This window comes from Glaciimonas sp. OK215 (assembly GCF_057787885.1).
In genome coordinates this window covers 4,189,387-4,214,454 of the sequence record NZ_CM173544.1, presented here as the reverse complement: position 1 = coordinate 4,214,454, position 25,068 = coordinate 4,189,387, and the positions used below count along the sequence as shown (strand labels likewise).

At 57.3% G+C, this 25,068-nt stretch carries 18 protein-coding genes and 1 tRNA gene; 10 read left to right on the top strand and 9 right to left on the bottom strand.

What is annotated here, in order from left to right; translation table 11 throughout:
• Positions 1-156 precede the first annotated feature (156 nt).
• Positions 157-1,560 (top strand): hypothetical protein, encoded by a 1,404-nt coding sequence (locus AC3CHX_RS19420; protein ID WP_488629659.1) that lies wholly within the window; start codon positions 157-159, stop codon positions 1,558-1,560.
• A gap of 1,020 nt (positions 1,561-2,580) precedes the next feature.
• On the opposite strand, the gene AC3CHX_RS19415 is transcribed toward AC3CHX_RS19420, so the two are convergent.
• From AC3CHX_RS19415 to AC3CHX_RS19405, 3 genes are all read right to left on the bottom strand, one after another.
• Positions 2,581-2,651 (bottom strand) — tRNA-Phe (locus AC3CHX_RS19415).
• A 30-nt stretch (positions 2,652-2,681) separates the two neighbouring features.
• Positions 2,682-3,479: a transglutaminase-like domain-containing protein gene (locus AC3CHX_RS19410; RefSeq protein ID WP_488629658.1), complete on the bottom strand. Its 798-nt coding sequence runs from the start codon at positions 3,477-3,479 to the stop codon at positions 2,682-2,684.
• Between the two features lie 150 nt (positions 3,480-3,629).
• A complete protein-coding gene (locus AC3CHX_RS19405) occupies positions 3,630-4,592 on the bottom strand; it encodes an alpha-E domain-containing protein (RefSeq protein ID WP_488629657.1) in 963 nt (320 codons plus the stop codon).
• Between the two features lie 177 nt (positions 4,593-4,769).
• Here AC3CHX_RS19405 and AC3CHX_RS19400 point away from each other — a divergent pair, with 177 nt between their 5' ends.
• The 5 genes from AC3CHX_RS19400 to AC3CHX_RS19380 all read left to right on the top strand — a co-directional run bounded on the left by AC3CHX_RS19400 (position 4,770) and on the right by AC3CHX_RS19380 (position 13,555).
• The gene (locus tag AC3CHX_RS19400) at positions 4,770-8,105 is read left to right on the top strand and encodes a transglutaminase family protein (protein WP_488629656.1); all 3,336 of its coding nucleotides are present in this window, start codon (positions 4,770-4,772) and stop codon (positions 8,103-8,105) included.
• A 263-nt stretch (positions 8,106-8,368) separates the two neighbouring features.
• Positions 8,369-10,933: a circularly permuted type 2 ATP-grasp protein gene (locus AC3CHX_RS19395; RefSeq protein WP_488629655.1), complete on the top strand. Its 2,565-nt coding sequence runs from the start codon at positions 8,369-8,371 to the stop codon at positions 10,931-10,933.
• A complete protein-coding gene (locus tag AC3CHX_RS19390) occupies positions 10,930-11,865 on the top strand; it encodes a transglutaminase family protein (protein ID WP_488629654.1) in 936 nt (311 codons plus the stop codon). Before AC3CHX_RS19395 ends, AC3CHX_RS19390 begins: the two co-directional genes overlap by 4 nt.
• A gap of 64 nt (positions 11,866-11,929) precedes the next feature.
• Positions 11,930-12,553 carry a DJ-1/PfpI family protein gene (locus tag AC3CHX_RS19385; RefSeq protein WP_488629653.1) on the top strand — a complete coding sequence of 208 codons (624 nt, stop codon included), beginning with the start codon at positions 11,930-11,932 and terminating at the stop codon, positions 12,551-12,553.
• Positions 12,554-12,877: 324 nt separating this feature from the next.
• Complete coding sequence (locus AC3CHX_RS19380; protein WP_488629652.1) at positions 12,878-13,555, top strand: methyltransferase family protein; 678 nt, start codon at positions 12,878-12,880, stop codon at positions 13,553-13,555.
• 434 nt (positions 13,556-13,989) lie between these two features.
• Here the strand turns inward: AC3CHX_RS19380 and AC3CHX_RS19375 are convergent, their stop codons facing one another.
• From AC3CHX_RS19375 to AC3CHX_RS19365, 3 genes are all read right to left on the bottom strand, one after another.
• Positions 13,990-15,984 (bottom strand): autotransporter family protein, encoded by a 1,995-nt coding sequence (locus AC3CHX_RS19375; protein ID WP_488629651.1) that lies wholly within the window; start codon positions 15,982-15,984, stop codon positions 13,990-13,992.
• A 285-nt stretch (positions 15,985-16,269) separates the two neighbouring features.
• Complete coding sequence (locus AC3CHX_RS19370) at positions 16,270-16,629, bottom strand: hypothetical protein (RefSeq protein ID WP_488629650.1); 360 nt, start codon at positions 16,627-16,629, stop codon at positions 16,270-16,272.
• 12 nt (positions 16,630-16,641) lie between these two features.
• Complete coding sequence (locus AC3CHX_RS19365; protein ID WP_488629649.1) at positions 16,642-17,007, bottom strand: RcnB family protein; 366 nt, start codon at positions 17,005-17,007, stop codon at positions 16,642-16,644.
• Positions 17,008-17,440: 433 nt separating this feature from the next.
• Here AC3CHX_RS19365 and AC3CHX_RS19360 point away from each other — a divergent pair, with 433 nt between their 5' ends.
• The 4 genes from AC3CHX_RS19360 (at position 17,441) to AC3CHX_RS19345 (ending at position 22,395) form a co-directional block, all read left to right on the top strand.
• Positions 17,441-17,785: a collagen-like protein gene (locus AC3CHX_RS19360; RefSeq protein WP_488629648.1), complete on the top strand. Its 345-nt coding sequence runs from the start codon at positions 17,441-17,443 to the stop codon at positions 17,783-17,785.
• A 314-nt stretch (positions 17,786-18,099) separates the two neighbouring features.
• Positions 18,100-18,837 carry a Crp/Fnr family transcriptional regulator gene (locus AC3CHX_RS19355; RefSeq protein ID WP_488629647.1) on the top strand — a complete coding sequence of 246 codons (738 nt, stop codon included), beginning with the start codon at positions 18,100-18,102 and terminating at the stop codon, positions 18,835-18,837.
• Positions 18,838-18,906: 69 nt separating this feature from the next.
• Positions 18,907-21,183, top strand: coding sequence for a PAS domain-containing hybrid sensor histidine kinase/response regulator (locus AC3CHX_RS19350; RefSeq protein ID WP_488629646.1), 2,277 nt, complete (start codon positions 18,907-18,909; stop codon positions 21,181-21,183).
• A gap of 36 nt (positions 21,184-21,219) precedes the next feature.
• Positions 21,220-22,395, top strand: coding sequence for a response regulator (locus AC3CHX_RS19345; RefSeq protein WP_488629645.1), 1,176 nt, complete (start codon positions 21,220-21,222; stop codon positions 22,393-22,395).
• A gap of 104 nt (positions 22,396-22,499) precedes the next feature.
• On the opposite strand, the gene AC3CHX_RS19340 is transcribed toward AC3CHX_RS19345, so the two are convergent.
• From AC3CHX_RS19340 to AC3CHX_RS19330, 3 genes are all read right to left on the bottom strand, one after another.
• Entirely contained in the window at positions 22,500-22,685 is a 186-nt protein-coding gene (locus AC3CHX_RS19340; RefSeq protein WP_488629644.1) for a CsbD family protein, read from the bottom strand.
• Positions 22,686-22,834: 149 nt separating this feature from the next.
• Positions 22,835-23,161: a collagen-like protein gene (locus tag AC3CHX_RS19335; RefSeq protein ID WP_488629643.1), complete on the bottom strand. Its 327-nt coding sequence runs from the start codon at positions 23,159-23,161 to the stop codon at positions 22,835-22,837.
• A gap of 246 nt (positions 23,162-23,407) precedes the next feature.
• On the bottom strand, positions 23,408-25,003 hold the full coding sequence (locus AC3CHX_RS19330) for a phospholipase D-like domain-containing protein (protein WP_488629642.1): 1,596 nt from the start codon (positions 25,001-25,003) through the stop codon (positions 23,408-23,410).
• Between the last annotated feature and the right edge of the window lie 65 nt (positions 25,004-25,068).

The following is a 25,068-nucleotide window of genomic DNA, read 5'->3' as shown; positions in this document are numbered from 1 at the left end:
TAACCATGCCCTGCGTAACGAGTCGGGACGGCGGCCAAATTCCGATTGATTTAACATGGCCAATCTCTACGAGATCCCGCGCAGTTTTGCAGACTTCGGCCTGGTGCGCGCAGCTGATCATGACGACACGAATGACGAATAATAAGCGAGGGCCAATTGAACGAATACGATATTAGGCAGGCATTCAAAGATGGAGCCGCCGGATGGATATGCGATGGTTACGCAGTAAAAGTTAGCTATGTTGGTCGAAAGGTGAAACAGCAGCAGGGGGAGCGCGCCGAACTTTGGGGCGCAATGGTTGCGGTAAGCGGCGAGCCGCCGCGTGAGGGCATTGATTTCGAGATTCAGATTGATGACGTAATCTTCGGGCATACGGAGTATCGCGTGGAGAATCGTGGAGACCTCGAAAAATTTCTACAAAATGCTGCTATAGGCATACTGAGCGTGGGAGATCAAAGCTACTGGCTGGCCGATGATCCCAAGAACACACAGTTCGGGTCGGGGGCCAAGCGCTTTGAAATTCTTTCGGAACGGGACACGTGGTTCTCGCCCTTGCACTATCGCGCACGAGCTGATTTCGAGGCGCCATTCCCGACGCGCAGTGTCTACGGGCTCGATACGGCGCTTCGGCGCGCAGACCCTCCGTTTGATGGACTTGCTGATGTAGCACAGTCCTTTGGTATCAACATCGCTGCTGCGCTGGTCGAACCAACGATCTCAGTATCGGTATCACCTCCGGCCGACTTGGTCATGGAAAGATGTAAATTGAGCAACAACGAGCTCACCCTGGTCATCCATGCTCATCCGAACTTGGAAATCTCTAGCATGGACGTTTCGGTACGAGCCGTTCCGGGTAAGAACATGCGATTTCGACACCGGGTTTCGAGCAACTTCACATGGACCGACTTGGATGGACAGAAGACGGGAGTAGCGACGGTTTATCTTGAAGATGCGAACAGTGCATTGGTTATGCTGGTCGTAGGGAAGCACACCGTTCGACGGCACTGGTTTTTGGATCCAACCAAGGCTCCGAACCTCAGACTCGTTGCGATGAATACATTCGACAAGGATCTCAAGAGGCTCAAAGCCGCATTATTTGATAGCGAGCAGTCGCGCCACTTCGAGCAGGCTGTCGCCGGATTGCTTTTCATGCTCGGTTTCATCCCGGCCGCGCCAAACGAAACCGATGCCCCTGATTTGATTGTCATGACACCCGGCGGCAGACTGGTGCTCGTTGAATGTACCTTCAAGACCAGCGAGATTGAGAGCAAAATCGGGAAGCTTGTCGACCGAAGAGAGGTTCTTAAAAAAGCAATTGGTTCATCAAGCCATCTAACTGATCCGGTCGCCGTGCTTGTTTGCCGGGTAGCGCGAGAGAACATCGTGCATGCTAATGCGGCAAAAAACTATGGAGTTCTACTGCTCACGGGCGAGAGCCTCCAAGAAGGGTTAACCAGAACCCACTTGCACAGCGATCCTGATCAACTGATTGCGCAGGCGCTCGCAGCCCTTCGAGAGCAGGCGGAATCTGTCGTTTCCTCTAGTACTCAAAGCCCCTAGCTCTGATTTGCGACTTCGACAGTGCCGAAAGTATAGTGAGTGGGCAGGACCAGATGGCCGCTGCACAATGTTTAGTAGGCACTTGTCATGAAACTGCGAGCAGCCGCAACGGGTCGGGTGCGGACCTTTAGGCTTTAGGCGTCTAGCCGATCGGACACTTGTTGCCGGCCGGATCAGGTTGTGCTTGCTACATAAGGCCAAAGAAGAACGGGCAACAATATTGGTTACGGAAAATAATGAAATCAGTTCATCAAGCAGGCAGGAACGTAGAGGGCTACTGGGCCATATTGGTTTTTGCGGGATTATGGATGCTGTTTACCTTTCCAATTGCTGTGTCTCTGATCGTTCGCCACCCAGATATAGCTAATTACTGTCCTGTATCCCCGTCCGGTGAAATGGTCGCAAATAGAACTATTGACGGCGTCCTAGTGCGATCTGGTCCTTCAATATTAGCGCGTCAGTTTGATGGGACGAAATATAAACTGACGCACCTAGCCGGATGCGGTGGAAGGAGTGGGTGCGACGGGCCTTTCCGACAACTTGAAAACAATATTGGGAAATCCGTCCATGCTGATTTTTGTGGCTCTAGTTTGATTCGCGTGGATCTGTCCGGGAATTCGGTTTTTAGATCAGTCCCACCAAGCCAGGAATTTTTGAATAAAGCGAATACAAGAGGAAAAATGGAGGGCTACGTATTTATATTCATCTCCTTGGCGCTGGTAGCGTGGGGGGTAACGGGGATACGGCGTAAACGCGAAGCGGACTAAGTCACGCCGAGAGGCGGTTGAATACGCTCACGAGCAGGCACACTGACACTATAAACATGCTTAATCCGTGTTGGGGTGCCAGTTGTGTCTGTACGGTGCATCGACGATGGTGCACGCGACACGGGAAAAGCTTGTGGAAGACAGTGGGAACTCGAATTGGCCGCAAGACCGGAAATAGACCAGACACGAGGACCGTAAATCCCCGGATACAAAAACGCCAACCCGAAGGTTGGCGTTCTGTAAGGTACATCCTTGGTGGCCCGGGGCGGAATCGAACCACCGACACAAGGATTTTCAATCCTCAAATATACCCAAATTAAAAACAATCATTATTAGAGAGATATTAAAATCGCATCAGTCATGCGGCGCATCCAGCAATTCCACGGTCACCTGCATCGAGGTTGGACTGAGCGCCGGACCGAACTGGCTGAATATCGCGACATCGGCCGCATCGTGTCCATAGGCGACAGTTACCCGTCCGCCGCGCGCTGTGTCCTGGGTCGCATCGAAGGTGTACCAGCGGCCGCCGACGTAGGCCTCGAACCATGCATGTAGATCCATGGGTTCAAGTCCATACAGATACCCCACCACCATCCGTGCCGGAATGCACAGGCCGCGGCATAGCGCGATGCCCAGATGCGCGAGATCGCGGCACACGCCTGCGCGTCTCTGGTTTACTTCGATAGCGGACATCTGGTGGTGATTGGAGGCCGGATCGAAGCGTACCGAGCGCTGAATCCAGGCGCTGATGCATGCCACCTGATCGTATCCCGGCGCGACGTTTTTCACGATGTCGTGGGCCATGTCGAAGCACAGTTCAGATTCGCAATAGCGACTGGGCAAAAGATACGTCAGCACCGCATCCGGCAGATTCTGCACTTCGTAAAACGCAGCGCCTGGCGCGACGTCGATCGCGTCGGCGGTCATGACATCGGCCGAGGTTCGGATGGAAAATTCGCCGGGCGGCGCAATCAGGCGCTGGCACAGGTTGCCGTAACCGTCGGTGAACTCCAGCACCGGCAAGCTCGGTTTCAGGGTGTAGCTTTCACGCGCTACCCATTGCTGTGCGCCGCTGCGCGGACGCAGCATCAAAATAAACGGCGTGGGACTGCTTACCGTGAAGCTCAGGTTGCAACTGGTGCGTAGCCACATGGAGGAATTCCTTCGTTGCGCGATGAGGGTGCATCATATTGGTGTGATGTGCGCCGTGATGGTGAGTTGTTCGTCGCCACCACGGCGAGCGCCTCTAATTGGTGCGGCAGCTTCATCGCCGCGGCCGGGAGCAACGCTGCGGGCAGCGCGTCAGGCGACTGCCTCTCTTTCCAGCGGTACCAGGAAATCGCCGCTTAAGCGGTTCCCCAGTTCGTTGATGCTTGCCAGGAATTTCGTCAGGTAGCCATGCAAGCCTTGTTCGAGGATGTCCTCGATGCGGGCGAACTGCAGTGCGGCGTGCAATTTCCCGGCGAAACGCTCGGTGTCCAGCGAGAGTTCGTTGCGGATATCTTTCAGGTTTGCGACGACGCCGGTCATGCAGGCCAGCAGAGAGCGCGGCATATTGGCCTGCAGCATCAGCAGTTCGGCCACGCGTGCCGGGGTGATGACGTCGCGATAGACCTTGCGGTAGACCTCGAACGCCGAGACCGAACGCAACAGGGCCGCCCAGTAGTAGAACTCCGCCTGGGCACCCGGTTCGATGGCATTGTTGTGTTGTGCGGCAAGGAACTTCACATCGAGGATGCGCGCCGTATTGTCGGCGCGTTCCAGGAAGGTGCCGAGGCGGATGAAGTTGAAGGCTTCATCTTGCAACATGGTGCCAAACGTGACGCCGCGCGACAGGTGGGAGCGGTGTTTGACCCACTCGAAGAACTGGCTGGGATGGTTCTCCGGCAGGTTGCACTTGAGGTGCTGCTGCAGTTCGAGCCAGGTCGTGTTTTCGGTTTGCCATACTTCGGTGGTCAGGGTGCCCCGCACGGCGCGGGCATTTTCGCGCGCTGCCGTCAGACAGGTGGCGATCGAGGAAGGGTTGTCCGGGTCGCGCACCATGAAATCGATCACATTTTTTTGTGTCAGTGCGGCGTATTTGTCATCGAAGGCATGCTCCAGTTCGGAAATGCCCAGCACGGCTCGCCATCCTTGTTCGGTGGCCAAGGCCGTTTGCGGCATGAGCGCATTTTGGATGCGGACATCCAGCATTCTGGCCGTGTTTTCGGCCCGTTCGGTGTAGCGGGCCATCCAGAAGAGGTGATCTGCGGTTGCGCTTAACATGTTATGTGTCCTCCGTGTTGACATGAACATACTATCAAGAAACGTGCCTGCTCCGGCCGGAATTGTTGCCTCACCTCTATTGGTTTTGGGCATGAATCCTGCATAATGGCCTTTGCATCGTTTCCGGCGATGCGATCCGCCCGCTACACGTCAACATTCATCGAAAGGCACCATCCAATGGCTATCCGTGTCGCGCTGCATCATAAAACCAGCTACCACTATGATCGCCTGGTTACCCTGTCACCGCATGAAGTCCGCTTGCGTCCGGCACCCCATGCGCGTACCCCGATTCTGTCGTATTCACTGACCGTCACGCCGCAGGATCATTTCATCAACTGGCAGCAAGACCCTTACGGCAATTACATCGGCCGTTTCGTGTTCCAGGAAAAATCGGACATGCTGGAATTCGCGGTCGATCTGGTGGCTGACATGACCGTCATCAACCCGTTTGATTTTTTCGTTGAGAAATATGCCGAACATTTTCCCTTCAGTTACCCGGCACAACTCAGTGCCGAGCTCAGCGCTTATTTGAAGGCGGAAACGCCTGGGCCATTGCTGGTCGAATGGGTCGCAGCGGCGCGCCGCGATCTCCTGAAGAAAGACCTGGCGACCAACGACTTTCTGGTGGCCATCAATCAACGTCTGCAGGGCGATATCGCGTATCTGCTGCGGATGGAGCCCGGCGTGCAAACCCCCGAGGAAACCCTGAACAAACGCTCGGGCTCCTGCCGCGACAGCGGCTGGCTGCTGGTGCAGATTCTGCGCGAGATGGGCCTGGCGGCGCGTTTCGTGTCGGGTTATCTGATCCAGCTGCGCGCCGATCAGGAGTCGCTCGACGGCCCCAGTGGGACCCAAGTCGATTTTACCGACCTGCACGCGTGGACCGAGGTGTATATACCGGGCGCGGGCTGGATCGGGCTGGACCCCACCTCAGGCATGTTGGCGAGTGAAGGCCATATTCCGCTCGCCTGTACTGCGATGCCGTCATCGGCGGCGCCGGTCAGCGGTTTTACCGACAAGGCCGAAGTCACTTTTTTCCACGAGATGACGATTACGCGGATTCACGAAGACCCGCGCGTCACCAAGCCTTACACCGAAGCCGACTGGCAGAAAATCGACCGGCTCGGCCAGCAGGTCGACGCCGATCTGAAGCTGCAGGATGTCCGCCTGACCCAGGGCGGGGAGCCGACCTTTGTCTCCATCGACGATATGGACGGGCCCGAATGGAATACCCTGGCGCACGGTGATAAAAAGCGTGAATTGGCGGGGCAACTCATGCATCGCCTGAAAAACCATTTTGCGCCGGGTGGCATGCTGCATTATGGCCAGGGCAAATGGTATCCGGGCGAACCTTTGCCGCGCTGGGCCTTAAATATCTATTGGCGCATCGACGGGCAACCGATGTGGCTCGACGCCACGCTGTTCTCGGATGAAAACAAGAACGACGGCTATGGCAGCGGCGAGGCCGAACGCTTCACCGCCGAATTGGTCAAGGCGCTGGGCCTGCCGGCCTACAGCCAGATCCCGGCGTATGAAGACGTGATGCTGCAAGCCCGGCTGGAGCAAGGGCTGCCGGTCAACCTCGACCCGCTCCAGGCCGACCTGAAGGCGCCGGAACAGCGGCGCCGTCTGGCGCGTCTGCTGGAGGCGGGGCTGGGCCAGGTGGTGGGTTATGTGTTGCCGCTGAAAGCCAGGGAGATCGACCCGAACATCGCCTTGGGTACCGGCTGGCGCACCTCCGCATGGCCGCTCAAGCGCGAGCATCTGTATCTGATCGAAGGCGACTCGCCAATGGGGCTGCGCTTGCCCCTGAATGCGCTGCCATGGGTGCTGCCGGATGACATGCCGCCCGATTTTGATGTAGATCCGTTCGCGCCGCGCGCCGAGCTGGCTGCCGGAAGAAAGGAAAAGCGGCCCATTCTCGGCCTCGATCCGGACAAGACCGGCAAGCCCGCCCCGCGGGGCGATGCCAAGCCCGCGCCGCGCGACGTGATTCATACCGCACTGTGCGTCCAGGTGCGGGATGGACGCTTGCATATCTTCATGCCGCCGCTAAAGCGCATCGAGGATTATCTGGCGCTGGTCACATCGGTAGAAAATACGGCGGCCAAGCTGAAACTGAAGCTCTGGATCGAGGGCTACCCGCCGCCGCGCGACCACCGTATCAAGCTGCTGAGCGTCACGCCCGATCCCGGCGTGATCGAGGTGAATATTCACCCGGCGGCCAGTTGGAATGAGCTGGTCTATAACATGTCGACCCTGTATCAGGAGGCGCGTTTGACGCGTCTTGGGACTGAAAAATTCATGGTTGACGGGCGCCATACGGGTACCGGCGGCGGCAACCATGCCACGCTGGGGGGAGCCACCGCCGAAGACAGCCCCATGCTGCGCCGCCCGGATCTGCTCAAAAGCCTGATCACGTACTGGCAAAACCATCCGGCGCTGTCGTATTTGTTTTCGGGCACGTTCATCGGGCCGACCAGTCAGGCGCCGCGGGTCGATGAAGCGCGTGACGATAATCTGTACGAACTGGCGATTGCGTTCCAGCAGATGGACAAGGTTTTGCCGGGCATGCACCCAGGCGACAAGCCCTGGATGGTGGACCGTTTGCTGCGCAACTTGCTGGTGGACCTGACCGGGAATACCCACCGCTCGGAATTTTCCATCGATAAGTTGTATTCCCCCGATGGCCCGACCGGGCGCTTGGGCCTGGTCGAATTTCGCGCCTTCGAGATGCCCCCGCACGAGCGCATGAGTTTGTTGCAAATGTTGTTGCTGCGCGCGCTGGTGGCCCGGTTCTGGCGTCAGCCCTACCAGGCCAGGCTGGTGCACTGGGGCACGGCATTGCATGACCGCTGGATGTTGCCGCATTTCGTGGCGCAGGATATCCGCGACGTGGTCAGGGATTTGCGTGCGTCAGGCTATGCGTTTGAAGAGCATTGGTTCGACCCTTTTATCGAATTCCGTTTCCCGCGTTTTGGCACCGTGGTGTACGAGGGTGTGGAGATGGAATTGCGCCAGGCGATCGAGCCATGGAACGTGCTGGGTGAAGAAATGAGCGCCGGCGGAACCGCACGCTATGTCGATTCGTCGGTGGAGCGGATGCAATTGCTGGTGCGCGGGCTGACCGATGGGCGTCACGTGATCGCTTGCAATGGCCGCATGCTGCCTTTGCATCCGACCGGCATTCCGGGCGAATATGTGGCCGGTGTCCGCTTCCGCGCCTGGAGTCCCTGGTCTGCCCTGCATCCGAGCATCAAGGTGCAAGCGCCCTTGACGTTCGATCTGGTCGATACCTGGAGCGGCCGCGCCATCGGCGGCTGCACCTACCATGTAGCGCATCCGGGCGGACGCAGCGAAGCGAGTGCGCCGGTCAATGCGAACGCTGCCGAAGCACGCCGCTTTGCGCGCTTCTGGGCGCATGGGCATACGCCGGGGCCGATGACCGTGTATAAGGAAGACCTCAATCCGGGCTTTCCCATGACGCTCGATTTGCGTTGGCAGGCAAATTGATTTTATGTAGCCTAGGAGTCTGTCGGACTTAGGGAATCGAAGCGAAAAAGTGGCTGAGCGCGGACAGATTTTGCTGATTTTTTGTGTCAATAGCGGGACTATTGACCAAAAAATCAGTGAAATATGGACCGCTCAGGCGCTTTTGCAGCCGATTCTTCCTAAGTCCGACAGGCTCCTAGGGCATCCATGCGCGTTCCCGCAACGTGCATGGATGCCTTGTTTGCCTCTGCAAGTTTTTCCCGTCAGAAATAACCGATCTAATAATGTTAAATCAACTACTCGCCGACTATTCTGCCTCGCCAGATAGTTTCGATGAAATGCTGGACGCATCGAAGCAACCGCGTGCGCACTGGCGCACCATATTGGACAGCCTGGCCGCAGAGCCGCCCGATATGATGCGTCAGTGCCTCGAAGCGGTGCAGCGCCAGGTGCGCGAAAACGGCGTCACCTACAATGTGTATACCGATGCCAAGGGCATGCAACGCCCTTGGGATTTGAATGTGCTGCCGCTGATCCTGCCGCACGACGAGTGGGCTGGCATCGAAGCGGCGGTGATCCAGCGTGCCACACTGATGAACCGGATCCTGGGCGACGTGTATGGCGAACAGAAAATGCTGGGGGAGGGCCTGCTGCCGCCGGCCTTGATCCACGGCCATGCCGGTTTCCTGCGGCCATGTCATGGGATGCGGCACAGCGACGGGATCGCTTTGCACTTTTATGCGGTCGATCTGGCGCGGGCTCCGAACGGGCGCTGGTGGGTAGTGGCCGACCGCACGCAGGCGCCATCCGGTGCCGGCTATGCGCTGGAAAATCGTTCCGTCATTGCGCGCACCTTCCCGGATTTGCTGCGCGACCTGAAGGTGCGGCATCTGGCCGGATTTTTCAGCGCCATGCGCGACAGCCTGGCCCATTGGGGGCGTCGCTGCGCTGCCAATGGCGGCGCACCGCTGCGCAATAGCGAGCCGCCGCTGATCGTGCTGCTCACACCCGGCCCCTATAACGAAACCTATTACGAACAAGCGTTTCTGGCGCGTTACCTCGGACTGCCGCTGGTCGAAGGCAGCGATCTCACGGTGCGCAACGGCATCGTCTGGCTCAAGACCTTGTCCGGCATGCAGCGGGTGCATGTGATCATGCGCCGGGTCGATGACGATTTTTGCGATCCGCTGGAACTGCGGCCGGACTCCGCGCTGGGCGTGGCGGGGCTGACGCAGGCGGCCAGGCTGGGCAATGTGCTGATCGCCAATAGCCTGGGATCGAGCCTGCTGGAATCGGGCGCACTGCTCGGCTTTTTGCCGGGGCTCTGTGAGCGCCTGCTCGGAGAAGCGCTGAAGATGCCATCGGTGGCCACCTGGTGGTGCGGGGAACCTGCCGCGCTGGAAGCCGTGGTCGCCAGGCTGGACCAGCTCGTCATCAAACCGAGCTTCCCGCAACTGCGGCAATTTCCCGTCTTCGGTCAAGACATGAAGGGGGATGCGCGCGCCGCATTCATCAATACGATACGCGCCAATCCGAACAACTATGTGGCCCAGGAACTGGTGCGGCTGTCGCAGGCGCCGGTATGGAAGCCTGGAACGGGCCTGAGCGCCTGCGCGATCGGCTTGCGCGTGTATGCGTGTGCCACGCCGAACGGCTATGTGGTGATGCCGGGCGGCCTGACCCGGGTCGCGACGGGGCCGGATGCGCGCGTCATTACCATGCAACGGGGCGGCGGCAGCAAGGATACCTGGGTGCAGGCCAGCGCACGGGTCGATGCGCACAATCTCTTGAAGCGCACCACCACCGGCAATGACTTGATCCGCGATGACACGCATCTGTCGAGCCGGGTGGCGGAAAACCTGTTCTGGTTCGGCCGTAGCGCCGAGCGCTGCGACAATACCGCCCGCCTGCTGCGGGTGGCGTTGAATTTTCTGTCGAATGACGTACCCGCGAATCGCGACGACGAATGGCCGACCGTCATGGCACTGTGCGCATGGTTCCATTTGATCGATATCAAGGAACCGGCGCAGAGCCAACTCCAGACGCAAGGTCAAGGTCAAGGTCAGCGTCAAGGGCAGGCCGGCAACCAGGCGGCGATCCTGAGCGATGCACAAATCGAGTCGGCGCTGTTACTGGCGGTGGTATCGCCTGATGTGCCGGGCCTGGCCAGGCAGCAGCAACAGCTGTACCGCATTGCCAGCCAGTTGAGCGAACGCTTCTCGGTCGACAACTGGCGCGCACTCAACCGGATGGTGCCGAGCGTGGCTGACACCCAGCTGTCTCCGGCGGAGGCGATGTCCATTCTGGACGATGCGACCGCATCATTGATGACAATGGCAGGGTTCGCATTGGATGGCATGACCAGGGATCTGGGTTGGCGTTTTCTCTCCCTTGGCCGGCGTCTGGAGCGGCTGCAATTTCAAAGCATTGCCTTGCAGCGCGCGCTCGGGATGGATGCGAACGGCAGCCTGGACTGGCTGCTGGAACTGTCCGATAGCATCATCACCTATCGCGCACGCTATCGGGCCCAGCCCGAATGGTTGCCGGTGCTAGACCTGCTGTTGCTGGACGAGAGCAATCCGCGTTCCATCCTGTTCCAGCTCGCCGGCATCTTGAAGGGCCTGAAGAAAATAGCATCCACCTACGGCCCTTGCGGCGCAGAACGACTGGCGCCGCTCAAAGACGAATTACTGGCGCTCGCGCCGGATACCGACCTGTATTGCGGTAACGCCCATCTGATCGACCTGTTGTCGCGCATCCAGGTCGCCAGCGAGGCGATGTCGGAGCAAATCAGCGTGCAGTTTTTCAGCTATACCGGCAACCATCAACACAGGACCCAGACAGCATGAGCGATTTGCCAGCGAGTGTCGTACCTTGCGCGCGTTACCATGTCGTGCATGAAACCCGCTATACGTATCAGAGTGCGGTCACGCTATCCCAGCAATATTTACACCTGACGCCGCGCTCCTTTCCCTATCAACAAACCGAGTTGCATCGGATCTGGGTCGAGCCGTTGGAAGAGGAAGCTGCCGATGGCGCCGATTATTTCGGAAATAGCACCAGGCACATCGCCATTACCATGCCGCACAAGATGCTGTTGGTGCGGGCCGAATCGACCGTCGCGCTCACCCCGCGCTACAACCTTGCACAGATACAAGGGACGCTTCCGTGGGAGCGCCTGCGCGCCATGATGCTCCAGGACCGGAGCGCTGCCACGCAGGAAGCATGCCGCTATTTATACGCTTCACCGCATGTCAGTTGCAGCCCTGAGCTGGAACACTACGCGCGCATCAGTTATACAGCGGGCAGGCCGCAACTCGATGCCGCGCTGGCGTTGACCCAACGCATCTTCGATGACTTTGAATTCGACGATACAGCGACCGAAATTTCAACGCCGTTGGAGGAGGTACTGAAAGGCCGTCGCGGCGTCTGCCAGGATTTCGCGCAGCTGATGATCGGTTGCCTGAGAAGTCTCGGCTTGCCTGCGCGGTATGTGAGCGGCTACATCCTGACGCACCCGCCTGCCGGACAGCCGCGCATGATCGGTGCGGATGCCTCCCATGCCTGGGTCTCGGTCTTTTGCCCGGGTCTGGGCTGGGTCGATTTCGACCCGACCAACCGCTGTCTCGTGCAGAGCGAGCACATCACGCTGGGCTGGGGCCGCGATTTCAGCGACGTCACGCCGATGCGCGGCATTGTCCTCGGCGGCGGCGAGCAGGAACTTGAGGTGAGGGTGACGGTCAGCCCGCTAGCGTTGTCCATGGATCGGGGCGCGGCGTGATATATGATTTCCGTCTGCATAACCGCAGTGAGGCTTCTTCTTTCACCAACTCAGGGACGTATTCATGCACATAGCCATCCTGACATTCGACGGATTCAACGAACTGGACTCATTAATTGCATATGGAATGCTGAGCCGGATTTCATTATTGGGTGATACCAATTGGACGGTGAGTATCTCCAGTCCAACTGCCCGAGTAACGTCAATGAATGGATTAACAGTCGATGCCCACATCGACCTGAAAGAAGCGAATAAGGCCGACGCCGTATTGATAGGCAGCGGAATGAAAACACGTGAAGTAGCCAATGATTCATCCATCCTGAATCAGCTACAGCTCGATCCGGGACGTCAGCTTATAGCAGCGCAGTGTTCCGGAACATTTTTGCTTGCAAAGCTTGGCCTCATCGGCCAAATGCCGGCATGCACAGACTCAACCAGCAAGCCTTGGGTACAAGCTGCGGGGATAAATATCTTGAATCAAGCTTTTTTTGCGCACGGCAACCTGGCAACCGCAGGGGGATGTTTGTCTGCTCAATACATTTCGGCATGGATGATTGCGCGATTGAAGGGACTTGCAGAAGCCAGGGAGGTGCTGCATTATTTCGCCCCTGTCGGCGAAAAAGATGAGTACGTTGCGCGCGCACTTTCACACATAGAGGCGAATTTATTGGAACCGTCAGTAGCGTAATAAATTTCGCGCGAATAATAAGGCACGCGAAATTTTTTCAATGCTAACGGCGAAAGCGCCACTCGCTAGCCGGACTGGAGATGTTGACGGAGCCCGTGAATTCCGGCGTTAAATACATGAATGGCTGCATCGTGGCGGATTGAGGCGTTCGCGAAGGACCGAGGTCGGCCAATAGCAGCCCCTCTGGATTGCCTTCCAATTCACATTGTGGCAGGATGCCTCGTCTAGTTTGGGTGTGCGTATCAACCTTGAAATCACTGAGGACGAAAAGGTGAAGATTGTCGAGGCTATGGCGATGATTACCGAGTACGGGCAAATGGCGCTATGAAGAATCTTAATGCGAGGGCATGGCTCGCACTTACCGTACTCGCCGTTGTGATGGGCCTTCTGCTGTTCGTCCCGGCGGGGACCGTTCATTATTGGGAAGCATGGGCGTACTTGTTGATCTTCACGGGCGCATCGGTCCTCATCACGCTCTATCTCATGCGAAAGGACCCGGCGCTTCTTGAGCGTCGGATGAGCGGCGGTCCGGCGGCGGAGAAGCAACCAGCTCAGAAGTTCATCATGCTGTGTACGTCAAGCGCCTTTATAGCCCTTCTTGTCGTGCCAGCGTTTGACCACCGCTTTGGTTGGTCCACCATGCCACTCGGAGGTGTTATGGCCGGAGACGCGCTCGTTGCGATTGGTTTTTATCTCATTTCCCTTGTGTATCAAGAAAACACGTTCGCTTCAGCAACGATCGAGGTCGCGGAGAATCAGAAGGTTATTTCGACCGGGCCATATGCAATCGTTCGCCACCCGATGTACGCGAGCGCATCCCTGTACCTTCTCGGCACACCGTTAGCGCTAGGCTCGTATTGGGGGTTTCTCCCAATCGCCGCGATGATGCCATTTCTGATATGGCGACTCATTGACGAGGAACGCTTCCTCGCCAGGAATCTGTCCGGTTATACCGCATACCAGAAACGGGTCCGGTATCGTCTTGTACCATTCGTGTGGTAGTCGAGTCGGGTGCCTTGCGGTGTGCAACTAACCACGCGTGCGACAGGTCGCGTATAAAGCCGTGCGTCTCTCATAGCGAACTGTGAACGGCCGCTTCCGAGCATTTAGTAAGTCCGCTTTGGGTCGAAGTCCTGACTTTCTCGAATGACGCAATCCTTAACGGGTGCAGCCTTTCAGACTTCGAACCGATCTGACGATTGTTGCCGGATCGAGTTGTGCTTGCAACTTAAGGCCAAAGAAGAACGAGCAACGATATCCGATAAGCGTTAGTACCGCGCCTCCCAATGGCCGATAGTTTCAGCTGTGCCAGTGCGGCGCATCGACTAGGTCTGAAAATCAAACCCGCTTCCCGGGCGCTCCGGATTGCAGTTAGAACAGTAACCACAATCCAGTGTCAAGGCTATCTTTTCGGGTAAACCTAAGTCATGCCAATATCAGAATTTCAAATTCGCGACGAGCGATACTTGATTTGCCGAGTAATGGCTCTGATTCCACTTATAGTCATAAAGCCCCTTGACTGTCCAGGATTCGTGGTCGCAATTGCAAGTCAGAAGTGTGACACCTGCGCCCACATTGAACAGATCGCGATCCTGCTTTATCCCGTTCGCTGAAAACGTTCCGCCACCGCCGGCAAAAGCAGCGTCTTCGTGCATGGTGGTGGCCTTGAAATCATGCAACCACTTAACGTGCACTTCAGGCGCATACGTGTGACCGCCGGATTGCATGACGCGCTCCGCCTTCACTCCCAAGCCTGATTGAACGAAGTTGTAATGTTGACCATTGACACGCAAGTTTGCGTCGCCAGCGCCATTTTCCTGATAGCTGTCGACGGCAATGCGAGACAGTTGCAGAGAGGCCAGCGGCGTGATGGTGGTCTGGTCGAAGACAAAATGCTTTCCCGTGGCAAGCATTGCAGTGTATTGCTGCCCATTGAAGTCGGCGTTCGCATTGCGATTGATTCCTGGAAATACGATGGATCGTGAACCATCGTATTTGTCTACTCCGGCCATCAAGGAGCCTTGGACAAATACCGGCCCCATGGTGTGGTCGAAGTAAGCCGTTAACTGGTAAGAGTCGATCTTCGTGCGACCGGAAGAATTGTTCCCGTCGACGGTTGTGTTGGCATAGCCACCGCCGAAACCGACGCGTGTCCGGTCGTTCAAGGGCAAGTCATAAGCCAGCATCACGCCGACGGCTTTGCTACCGTACCCGTTCATATTCGATACGTCGCTTTGACGGCCTGAACTGGCAAACCCTTTTCCCCACCAGCTACCGCGCTGATCCGGGCTTTTGCATTTTTGCGGATTGGTTTCCGTCCGGAGAGCATCTTTGGGAATGCAGGCGGTATCGCAGCATGCGCCTTGAATCTCTTCCATGCGCGTCATCCACAGATCTTGAAAAAGTTGCGTGGTCTGTGCGGCTGCCAGGGGCGCGGCGAGATTTGCGGTACCGGGAGCAAGTTGTGCCAATGCATTGTTGATTGACGCGGCATCGGGCAGGACGGCGATGGCGTTCTGAATAGCCAGAAGGTCGGAACCGGCCGCAGCGCTCACGTCCAATATCGGCGCGATCCCGAGAGCGCCGGGCGTAGTGGCAAATGTTGCCAGCGGCTTCACGCCCGTCAGCAATATGTTGACGTCGCCCGTCGTGGTTGGCACGCCGCTGAACTGATATCGCGGATTATTATTGACGACGAATACAGGAGCGCCGATGGTTCCCGCCGGCGCGCTGATAATCCTGAAGTTGGTTCCCGTTGTCAGCACACCGGTCACCGTCGGGGTCACCGTGATCCCGCCGGCATTGACTTGGGAATTACCTGCTATGACCTTGCCGAACAGTGTATCGCTGTATAGCGTGGTAGAAATCGTACCACCGGCGTTAGTGGTCAGTTGTCCCGCGATATTCAAGGTATTGGTGCCGAGGTTGAGTCCCAGGGTCTGGACTGCGCCGGTAATCGAGGCGTTTCCGCCGACCACGTTAATCTGCCTGATGCCGCTTGCTCCGCCGATGGCGCCAACCACTCTGCTGCCGTCGTTCAGCGTCAACGTCCCGGTATTGGCGGCTGAGGTCGTGATGGCGCCCGTCAATGTTCGGTCTGCACCCAGATTGATAAAGCCGTCAGCGGCAAACAGAGGTGCTGCCCGAACGTCCCCATTGAAATTGACGACGCCCGTCCCGGTGACATTGAATGTTTTGGCAAAAACAGGTCCGTTAAAGTTGACGACATTCCCGTTAGCGCCGGCGTCTATGCGGAGGAACTCGGATCCAACCGTACCGGTAAATCCGGTTACCGTGGAACTGCCGCTGAAGTTGACGATGCCGGTATCGGCGGCACTGCTCGTGATGGCGCCGCCAGGATCGTTATTCGTATTGATATTCTGATTGCCGACACTCAATGTCCCTGCGCCTGCTGTATCTACCCCGTTCAAAACACCCTCGGTACCGACTACACCGGGAAGTGCTACCGCCTGGCGGGCCGAACTTGGCAGACCCCAGGCTGCAAGGGCGGCCGCTACGGCCGCCGAAACCAATATGTTTTTGATGATTATTCCCCTAGTGGAGGTGATTCGCTTGACCTGAAAATGGCCATTCTGAAATGCGTTTTCCGGCTATTTTCAGACTGCCGTATACATCTATTTTTATAACCGTGAGCCCTTTTAGCCGGCCAGATATCGACGTGCGAAGTTCACTACCGGCCAACACCATGCTTTGACTTATTTCGATAACGGTTCGGCGACCTTTGTGGATCCCTTGACTGCTGGCAATTCTGCTGCCATTGCTTTATTGCGGGTATCGGTCGATTCCGATTTCTCCATTTTCAACTCGGATTTTGCTTCCTTCTTTTCTGCTTTCATTTGCTTTCTCGCGGCTTTCTTACGCGCGTGATATTCCGCTTTGGAGATACTGTCAGCCTGGCGTTTTTGTACCAGCGGATCGGCGGAGTAAGGAGCGTTTGCGCCACCGGTCACTGCAACCGCTGCAGATGCATCGGTAGAAACTGCCGTTTGTGCCTGGGCGGCATTGACCAATACCAGTGCCGAAACAGCGATCAGAAGAGTGCGGATATTTTTCATGACATGTCCTTTTTAATTGTTTAGAAAGATTTGCAGGATGACGCCGCTGGTGATCGCAACCAGAACATAGTCGCCGCCGGTTTGAACCCAATGGTAGCCGCGGGGCGGGGCGCTCAGGCGGTGGCCGCGCCAGTCATCGACCACGTATTGTTTATTGCGATATTCGGGTGGAAGGCGGTCGCCTTTATGGAATTCACGGTGTGGGCCGGCGCCATGTTCGTCCCTTCGGGCATCGTTGTTGTCGCGGCGATCCTGGTGGCCGCCGCGCTGCGTCCGTTCATCGCGGCCGTTGCGATTCCCGTAATCCTGGCCGAAGGCCAGTCCTCCTGTAACCAAAGACATCGCCATGATGGCGGAAACGACTGCTTTCTTGTTCATGCTGGGCTCCATTTTTTAGGAAGTTTCGGATTCGTTTCATGCACCTTGTTGTGCACCGTTTGCCGTTCATTACGGAATATAGGCTGATGAACCGATGGATTCTGTGCGTTAGCGCACGTACAGGATGCGGGCCATTGCTTCAGCCGATCAAGCCTCTATTTCCTGGAGGATGCGCGATGACATTGCAGATAGACCGCGCTATGTGCGTCAGCGTACTGAGCCGGCCGAGTGGTTCGCGTAGCCTCATCTGCAACCGTAGACCGCCGCCGGGACGCACGCTCGAATTCCTGCGTGCAGATTGGGCGGATACGATCCTGCAGTAGCGATGGCCTGATCTGCCGACGCTGATCATTGTCGCCAGAGACTGATCAAATCTGGGTGCCTGCTCACAATAAAGTGAACAGTTCTCGTTAGCCAATTAAAGGAAATCATCATGATGTATACAAAACATTTTGTCGCAGCATTGGCGGCGCTCGCGTTGGGTGGATGCCTCACGCTTCCCGCAGGTCCGGCCGGACCGCAAGGCGCAACCGGTGATACCGGCGCAACAGGTCATACCGGCCATACCGGCGCGACCGGCTATACCGGTGCGACGGGAGATACCGGGAGTACTGGGAATACCGGCGCGACCGGCTACACCGGTGCGACCGGAGATACCGGCGCAACGGGCAATACCGGCGCAACCGGGTACACCGGCGCGACCGGTAACACTGGTGCAAGAGGAAACACGGGGGCAAAAGGAAGTGGCGAAACCGTCGTGGTTGTGCCGGCCCGCTAAGGAGGCGCCGGGCGAACCCTGGCTTGATATATGCGGGGTTCGCCAAAGCTGTCACGTCACCTATACTCTACCGACAAGCGCCCGCCCGACAAGGCGGCCGCATTCGTCAGACACCGCATGACCGGTTCCAGCTTGCGATCGTGTCTCGCGTTGGCATGCCTTGCTGTGTCAAATATCCCACCAAAAATAAAAATCTTGCGATTGGCGCTGTGTTACGCTGCGGCCACACGGGCTGGTATGTTAGCCTGTTGGCAGCTGCATTCTTTCGGGCGCGTTTTACTGGCTGGTTAACGACTGGAAGCAGGAATTCTGATATGTCCGGCACGCATGATCCGAACCAAAATCACCTTCTTGCAGCCTTGCTCGACGCTGAATTCGACCGCCTGGCGCCGCATCTGGAATTGATTCCGATGCTGCTCGGCGACGTCCTCTATGAGTCCGGAGGCAAGCTGCAGCATGTCTATTTTCCAACCACATCGATCGTTTCGCTGCACTACGTGCTCGAAAACGGCGGTTCGTCTGAAATTGCCGGCGTCGGCAATGAGGGCGTATTGGGAATTTCTCTTTTCATGGGCGGCGACACGACGCCCAGCCGGGCGGTGGTGCAGACGGGCGGCCATGGCTACCGTCTCAAGTCCCACCTGTTGATGGAAGAGTTCAACCGTGCCGGTCCGGTGCTGCGCCTGTTGCTGCGCTACACCCAGGCGCTGATCACGCAAATGTCGCAGACCGCCGTGTGCAATCGCCATCATTCGGTAGAGCAGCAATTGTGCCGCTGGCTGCTGCTGACCTTGGATCGTTTGCCATCGAATGAATTGACGATGACCCAGGAATTGATCGCCAGTATGCTGGGCGTGCGGCGCGAAGGCGTGACCGAGGCCGCCGGGAAATTGCAAAACCACGGTTTTATCCGCTATCGACGCGGCCATATCACGGTCGCGGACCGGGCCGGCCTGGAAGGTCGTGTCTGCGAATGTTATGAGGTCGTGAGGAAAGAATTCACCCGCTTGTTGTCGGATGTGCGCCAGCGCCAGAACCGGCCTTCCGCCTGAGAATCAACCTTGTTTGAGCCGAGGCTAGCGCTCAGTGGCAAATTAATTAATGTCTGATTTATGTACAAAATGAAAAAAACACCGGTCGAGCGCCTGATGTTGATCGGGCTCGGGATGACACTTGCCGTGCTGCTCGCAGTCGGCGGTGTCGGCTGGAACATCGCTGCGTCATCCGCCGCCGCCTTCATTGCGGGCAGCATCGCTTTGCTGCTGGCTTCCCTGGCATTGCTGTATGCGCGGCTACGACGGGAGATCCGCGGCCGTGTGGCGGTCGAACAGGTGTTGCAAGAGGCGCAGCAGCCATTGCTGAAAGCGGGCGCATTGCAAAACGCCATTTTCAACAGTGCCAATTTCTCCAGTATCGCCACCGACGCACAGGGCGTGATCCAGATTTTCAACGTCGGCGCCGAACGTATGCTCGGTTACACGGCGGAGGACGTGGTCGACAAGATCACCCCGGCCGGCATTTCGGACGCGCCGGAGCTGATCGCGCGGGCGGCGGCCTTGAGCCTGGAATGGGACACCCCGATCACGCCGGGGTTTGAGGCGCTGGTGTTCAAGGCCTCACGCGGCATCGAAGATATTTATGAGCTGACCTATATCCGCAAGGATGGCAGCCGCTTTCCGGCGATCGTGTCGGTCACCGCGCTGCGCGATGCGCAAGACAAAGTGATCGGCTACCTCTTGATCGGCACCGATAACACGGCACGCAAGCAAGTCGAAGCCGAGCAGGCGCTGCTCGACCAGCGTTTGCGCGATCAGCAGTTCTATACGCGCTCACTGATCGAATCGAATATCGATGCGTTGATGACGACCGATCCGCGCGGCATCATCAGCGACGTCAACCAGCAGATGGAACTGCTTACCGGCTGCACCCGCGATGAATTGATCGGGGCGCCGTTCAAGAATTATTTTACCGAGCCGGAACGGGCTGAGGCGGCCATTACGCGTGTGCTGCGCGAAAGCAAGGTGACCAACTACGAACTGACCGCCCAGGCCAGGGATGGCAAGGAAACGGTCGTCTCGTACAACGCCACCACCTTCTATGACCGCGACCGCAAGCTGCAAGGCGTGTTCGCGGCAGCCCGCGACGTCACCGACCGCAAGCAATTCGAGCATACGCTGCAAGAAAATAACATCGAACTCGAAAATGCAAAGGCGGCCGCGGAAAAAGCCAACCTGGCAAAATCGGAATTCTTGTCCAGCATGAGCCATGAACTACGCACGCCGCTCAATGCCGTGCTCGGATTCGCGCAGTTGATGGCATCCGAGACACCGCCGCCCTCATCGGCGCAGAAGGTGTCGATCGACCAGATCTTGCAAGCCGGCTGGTATCTGCTGCGCCTGATTAATGAAATCCTCGATCTGGCGATGATCGAATCGGGTAAGGTGACGATGTCGCAAGAATCGATGTCGCTCGCCGAGGTGCTGCAGGATTGCCAGGCAATGATCGAGCCTCAGGCGCAGAAGCGCGGGATACAGATGCAGTTCCCGCGTTTTGATAATCTCTTCTATATCCATGCCGATCGGACCAGAGTCAAGCAAGTGATTATCAATTTGCTGTCGAATGCGATTAAATATAATCAGGCCGGCGGCGCGGTGATTGTCGAATGCGTCATGAGCGCCGAAAGCCGGGTTCGCGTCAGCGTCAAGGACACCGGCGCCGGCCTGGCGCCGGAACAGTTGGCGCAACTATTCCAGCCATTCAATCGGCTGGGACAAGAGACCAGTTCCGAAGAAGGCACCGGCATCGGCCTGGTCGTCACCAAGCAACTGGTCGAGTTGATGGGCGGCATCATCGGCGTCGAGAGCAATGTCGGTGTCGGCAGCGTATTCTGGGTCGAGCTGGCCGCATCGAATGCGCCGGAGCTGGTGTTCGGCAGCACCGTCGGCGTGGATGAACCGGATCCGGCGGCGGCACAGGTGCTGTCGTCCCAGCGCACGCTGCTGTATGTCGAGGACAATCCGGCAAATCTGGCCCTGGTCGAGCAATTGATTGCACGCCGCAGCGATTTGAAATTGCTGACCGCCGTCGATGGTCATCTGGGCGTCCAGCTGGCACGCGCCTATCAGCCGGACGCGATATTGATGGATATTAATTTGCCCGGCATCAGTGGCTTTGGCGCCTTGAAAATTTTGCGCGATGATCCTGCTACTTCCCACATCCCGGTCATGGCGCTATCGGCGAATGCCGTCCCGCGTGACATCGAGAAGGGTTTGGAGGCCGGGTTCTTCCGCTATTTGACAAAGCCTATCAAGGTCAACGAGTTCATGGATGCGCTGGATGTCGCACTGCATTATGCTGCGGAGAATGGACAGGCGAGCAGATCAGATGTCGTAGGGTGATGCCGCCGCGTAGGACGACCTTTTGGAAAGAACGCAATGCTTGAAGCATCCGAGATTCTCAACGCCAGCATCTTGATCGTCGATGATCAGCAAACGAACGTCCTGCTGCTGGAAAAAATGCTGCAGAGTACAGGCTATACGCGCATTACCTCGACGCTGGATCCGCACGCGGTCTGCGCCTTGCATGTGGCGCATCGCTACGACTTGATTTTGCTCGATCTGCAAATGCCGGAAATGGATGGATTCCAGGTCATGGAAGGCTTGAAGGAAGTCGAGACCGGCGGTTATTTACCGGTGCTGGTCATCACGGCGCAACCGGGTCACAAGCTGCGCGCGCTGCAAGCGGGCGCCAAAGACTTCGTCAGCAAACCATTCGATTTGATCGAAGTGCAAACACGTATCCATAACATGCTGGAAGTACGGCTGTTGTACCAAAAGCTCGACAATTACAACAAGGTGCTGGAACAGACGGTGCTGGAACGCACGGCCGAATTGCGCCAGAGCGAGGCCCGCTTCAAAAGTTTCACCGAACTGTCATCGGACTGGTATTGGGAGCAAGACCCGGAAGGCAAGCTAACCAGATTTTCCGGCCCGGTCTTTGAAATGCTGGGGATTGAAGCGGACGGCACGCCGGGCGCTAACCAGATGGTGCTGCCGGGGAGCTGGAATGTGGCCGAGCGCGCGCTGCTGGATGCGAACATTGCCAATCGGCGACCCTTCCTCGATTTCGTCTATAGCCGCAGCAAGACCGATGGCACGATCCAATATCTGCAAGTCAGCGGGGAGCCGATGTTCGATACAGGCAGCCGTTTTATCGGCTATCGCGGGATCGGTATGGACGTCACCGATCGCATGCTTCCGGACCAGGAGCAATTGCGTTTTCGGAATGCCATGGATGTGATCGATCAGGGTGTGTGTTTACTCGATCGCGCCAGCATGCGCGTGATTGATGCGAATGCGGCGGCTTGCCGCATGTCGGGCTATAGCCGGAACGAGTTGTTCGCCCTGGATCTGGCCGATTTGGGGATTGATAGCGGTGGGCACTTGACGGCCGTCTTTGATGAACTGATCGCAGGCGGGCCGGCGCACACGCAAACAACGGCATTGCGCCGTAAAGACGGTTCGAGCCTGGCCGCCGTGATCGATTGGCGCGCATTGCGGACGGTCGACAACTGGATCGTGGTCGGTGTCGTCAGCAAACAGGCAATGTAACGCATGCAAGCGGCTATCCGGTCCGGTCATGGAAAATCCCCAAAAGGTCGACAAAACCTTTTGGGGATTTTTTAAGGATGCCTCGTTTTGCTGTTCAGGCAAGCCTACAAGGAACGGACTTTGGCCTTGATCAGTTCTTCCACATCGCCAACCGATTTCTGCACTTTTCCCGTGATCTGTTTATCCAGTCCTTTGATCTGTTGCTTGTTATTTCCAGTTAATTTACCTGCTTCCTCTTGCACTTTACCGGCGATATCTTTAGCAGTGCCTTGAATTTGATTTTTGTTCATGGTGTATATCCTGATCAGTTACATGAATTAGTTTTCCGTACACAATTGCTTCCGGCCGGTGTTTGTCAACGAAGTTGCCGCCAGCGCCGGAGAGTGTCCGGATACATCGTCAACGACATGGAATTGATCCATGTGTTGTACGATAGCGCTTACTTCTGTGCAGGAACGACTACGACCACGTCCCCACCGGTTTTGCCGGTTTTGCCCGTGTCGCCTTTGTCACCTTCAGCGCCCGTTGCACCGACGTCACCCTTTGCGCCATTATCGCCGGCAGCACCGGAAGCACCGGTTGCACCAGTGTCCCCGGTTGGGCCGGGAACAGCCACTGCAGTGCCGGTGGCACCGGTTGCGCCAGTCGCTCCAGCCGGGCCGGGAACGACCACTACCGGCGGTGCAGGAGTGCTGACCGTGGATTTTTCACAAGCGCTCAGACCCAGCACAGTGACTAGTGCGCCTAACAGTAATGAATATCGCATATTGATCCTTTTATCTGATGAGAGAAAAATGCGCACAAGATTGTGCATAGACAAGCCGAGATATTCGAACCATCTTGTGCAAGTGGGTGATTCCAGATTCGATATTCAGAGACTAAGCGAAAGTATCAAGCTGTTCTGTACGTTGGCGTACAGAGGAGCATTTTTTTAAAATCGGTGCTTCCGCACGCGCAACTGGTACCAACAAGAATCCCGGCATGCGTACCAAGCACCTTGTCGAATGCATGGTCATAGCTCTTTATCCAGTGGCAGTAGCGATAACATATGGACCTTGGCGCGTTGCCAGTCGCTCCTGGCGGGTTCCGTGTCGTACTCGACGGCCTTGCCATTTTCCTGCGTGCGCCACACAAAATCTGGCGCCCCGCCTGCGTTGTTCGGACGCAATGCCAGCTGGTAGGAATTGACCGGCTGCACCATGGCGTCGAAACGCGCGGCGATCTGTTGCGCAAGCGCGGGACTGTCAATGATCACGCCAATCTCGGTGTTCAGGTGCATCGAGCGTTGATCGAAGTTCATGGACCCGATGAACAGCCGCTGGCGGTCAAACACAAACAGTTTTGCGTGCAGCGAATAATTTCCAAAGCGCGAGATGGCCGCCGTTTCACCGCTGCCTCTGGTGTTGCCCAGCAGTGAGCGGATCTCATAGAGCTCCACGCCGCTCTCAAGCAGCGGCACCCGATAATGCATGTAGCCGGATTGTGCCGCCAACACCGTCGACGATTCCAGCGAGCTGGTCAGGATACGGACACGTACGTTGCGCTGGCGCAGGTCTTTGAACAATTGCATGCCTTCGTGCCCCGGTATCAGGTAGGGCGTGACCATCAGCAATTCGGATTGCACCGCGCCAGCGGCATTCGCCACCGCCCGCTGCATCAATCTGCCGACCATCGCGCCGCTTTCCACCTTCTTCTTGTCGGGGCTGTCGCAGACCACCTCCGCGTGCGCCCAGACCAAGGGCAAGCGGCCGGAGATGATCCCGTTAAACGGCTCGCCGGTGGCCACCCGCTTCACATAGTCGATACCGTCCGCCTTCAGCTGCCTGGTCTGCTGGTGCAATACCGTGCGATGCGCGTTTAAGTCGGCATGGGACGTCTTGCCACCTGAAAGCGCCTGAACCGGGATCGCCAGTGCGCTGTTCCAGTATTCGTCGAAGGTTCCCGAGAGTCGTCGGGAGATAGGGCCGGCGGCAAATACGTCGTCGTCGGCGAACTGCGAATCCGGGTCGATCTGAAAGTATTGATCGCCTATATTGCGCCCGCCTATGAGCGCCATGGCATTGTCCACCACCAGCAATTTATTGTGCATGCGATAGTCGAGCCGGGAAGCGTTGAACATGAATTCAGTGGCGCGAAACAGCGTAGTGTGGCCGCGATACGCGAAGGGATTGAAGATGCGAATGTCGATGGAAGCGTGCGCTTCCAGCGCGCTAAGCTGCTCGTCGCCGGCCACCGTTTCGCCATCGTCGATCAGCACCCGCACCCGCACCCCGCGATCGGCCGCATGCAATACCGCGTCGGTCAGCAGCCGGCCGGTTTCGTCCCCGCGAAAAATGAAATATTGCAGGTCGAGTGTGCGTTCTGCGGCATTGATCATTTGCATGCGCAGCAGGAACCCGTCGGCGCCCACCGGAACGATGCGAAATCCGGAGTTGCCGTCATGTTCGCGCGCCGCAGTTTCAAACTGGCGGCCAAGCCGGGTCTGCTCCGGATGCGCCAGCGCCGAGGAAGCAGTTTTTGGAAAAGCGGAACCCGGCGGCAGCGACGCGCAACCGCTGAGTAGCGCGACCAGCAGCACGGCAAGCGAAAAGTGGAACCGACCAATCATCACATTGCTCCGGCATATACCGCTGATGGTCAGCGCGACCGGCTAGCTCATCCGCAATGGCTGTG

What these genes read in the sequence shown, in the direction of transcription:
- AC3CHX_RS19410 (WP_488629658.1), bottom strand. Translation starts at nt 3,479, where the DNA reads ATGTGGCTACGCACCAGTTGCAACCTGAGCTTCACGGTAAGCAGTCCC.
- AC3CHX_RS19405 (WP_488629657.1), bottom strand. Translation starts at nt 4,592, where the DNA reads ATGTTAAGCGCAACCGCAGATCACCTCTTCTGGATGGCCCGCTACACC.
- AC3CHX_RS19400 (WP_488629656.1), top strand. Translation starts at nt 4,770, where the DNA reads ATGGCTATCCGTGTCGCGCTGCATCATAAAACCAGCTACCACTATGAT.
- AC3CHX_RS19395 (WP_488629655.1), top strand. Translation starts at nt 8,369, where the DNA reads ATGTTAAATCAACTACTCGCCGACTATTCTGCCTCGCCAGATAGTTTC.
- AC3CHX_RS19390 (WP_488629654.1), top strand. Translation starts at nt 10,930, where the DNA reads ATGAGCGATTTGCCAGCGAGTGTCGTACCTTGCGCGCGTTACCATGTC.
- AC3CHX_RS19385 (WP_488629653.1), top strand. Translation starts at nt 11,930, where the DNA reads ATGCACATAGCCATCCTGACATTCGACGGATTCAACGAACTGGACTCA.
- AC3CHX_RS19380 (WP_488629652.1), top strand. Translation starts at nt 12,878, where the DNA reads ATGAAGAATCTTAATGCGAGGGCATGGCTCGCACTTACCGTACTCGCC.
- AC3CHX_RS19370 (WP_488629650.1), bottom strand. Translation starts at nt 16,629, where the DNA reads ATGAAAAATATCCGCACTCTTCTGATCGCTGTTTCGGCACTGGTATTG.
- AC3CHX_RS19365 (WP_488629649.1), bottom strand. Translation starts at nt 17,007, where the DNA reads ATGAACAAGAAAGCAGTCGTTTCCGCCATCATGGCGATGTCTTTGGTT.
- AC3CHX_RS19360 (WP_488629648.1), top strand. Translation starts at nt 17,441, where the DNA reads ATGATGTATACAAAACATTTTGTCGCAGCATTGGCGGCGCTCGCGTTG.
- AC3CHX_RS19355 (WP_488629647.1), top strand. Translation starts at nt 18,100, where the DNA reads ATGTCCGGCACGCATGATCCGAACCAAAATCACCTTCTTGCAGCCTTG.
- AC3CHX_RS19350 (WP_488629646.1), top strand. Translation starts at nt 18,907, where the DNA reads ATGAAAAAAACACCGGTCGAGCGCCTGATGTTGATCGGGCTCGGGATG.
- AC3CHX_RS19345 (WP_488629645.1), top strand. Translation starts at nt 21,220, where the DNA reads ATGCTTGAAGCATCCGAGATTCTCAACGCCAGCATCTTGATCGTCGAT.
- AC3CHX_RS19340 (WP_488629644.1), bottom strand. Translation starts at nt 22,685, where the DNA reads ATGAACAAAAATCAAATTCAAGGCACTGCTAAAGATATCGCCGGTAAA.
- AC3CHX_RS19335 (WP_488629643.1), bottom strand. Translation starts at nt 23,161, where the DNA reads ATGCGATATTCATTACTGTTAGGCGCACTAGTCACTGTGCTGGGTCTG.
- AC3CHX_RS19330 (WP_488629642.1), bottom strand. Translation starts at nt 25,003, where the DNA reads ATGATTGGTCGGTTCCACTTTTCGCTTGCCGTGCTGCTGGTCGCGCTA.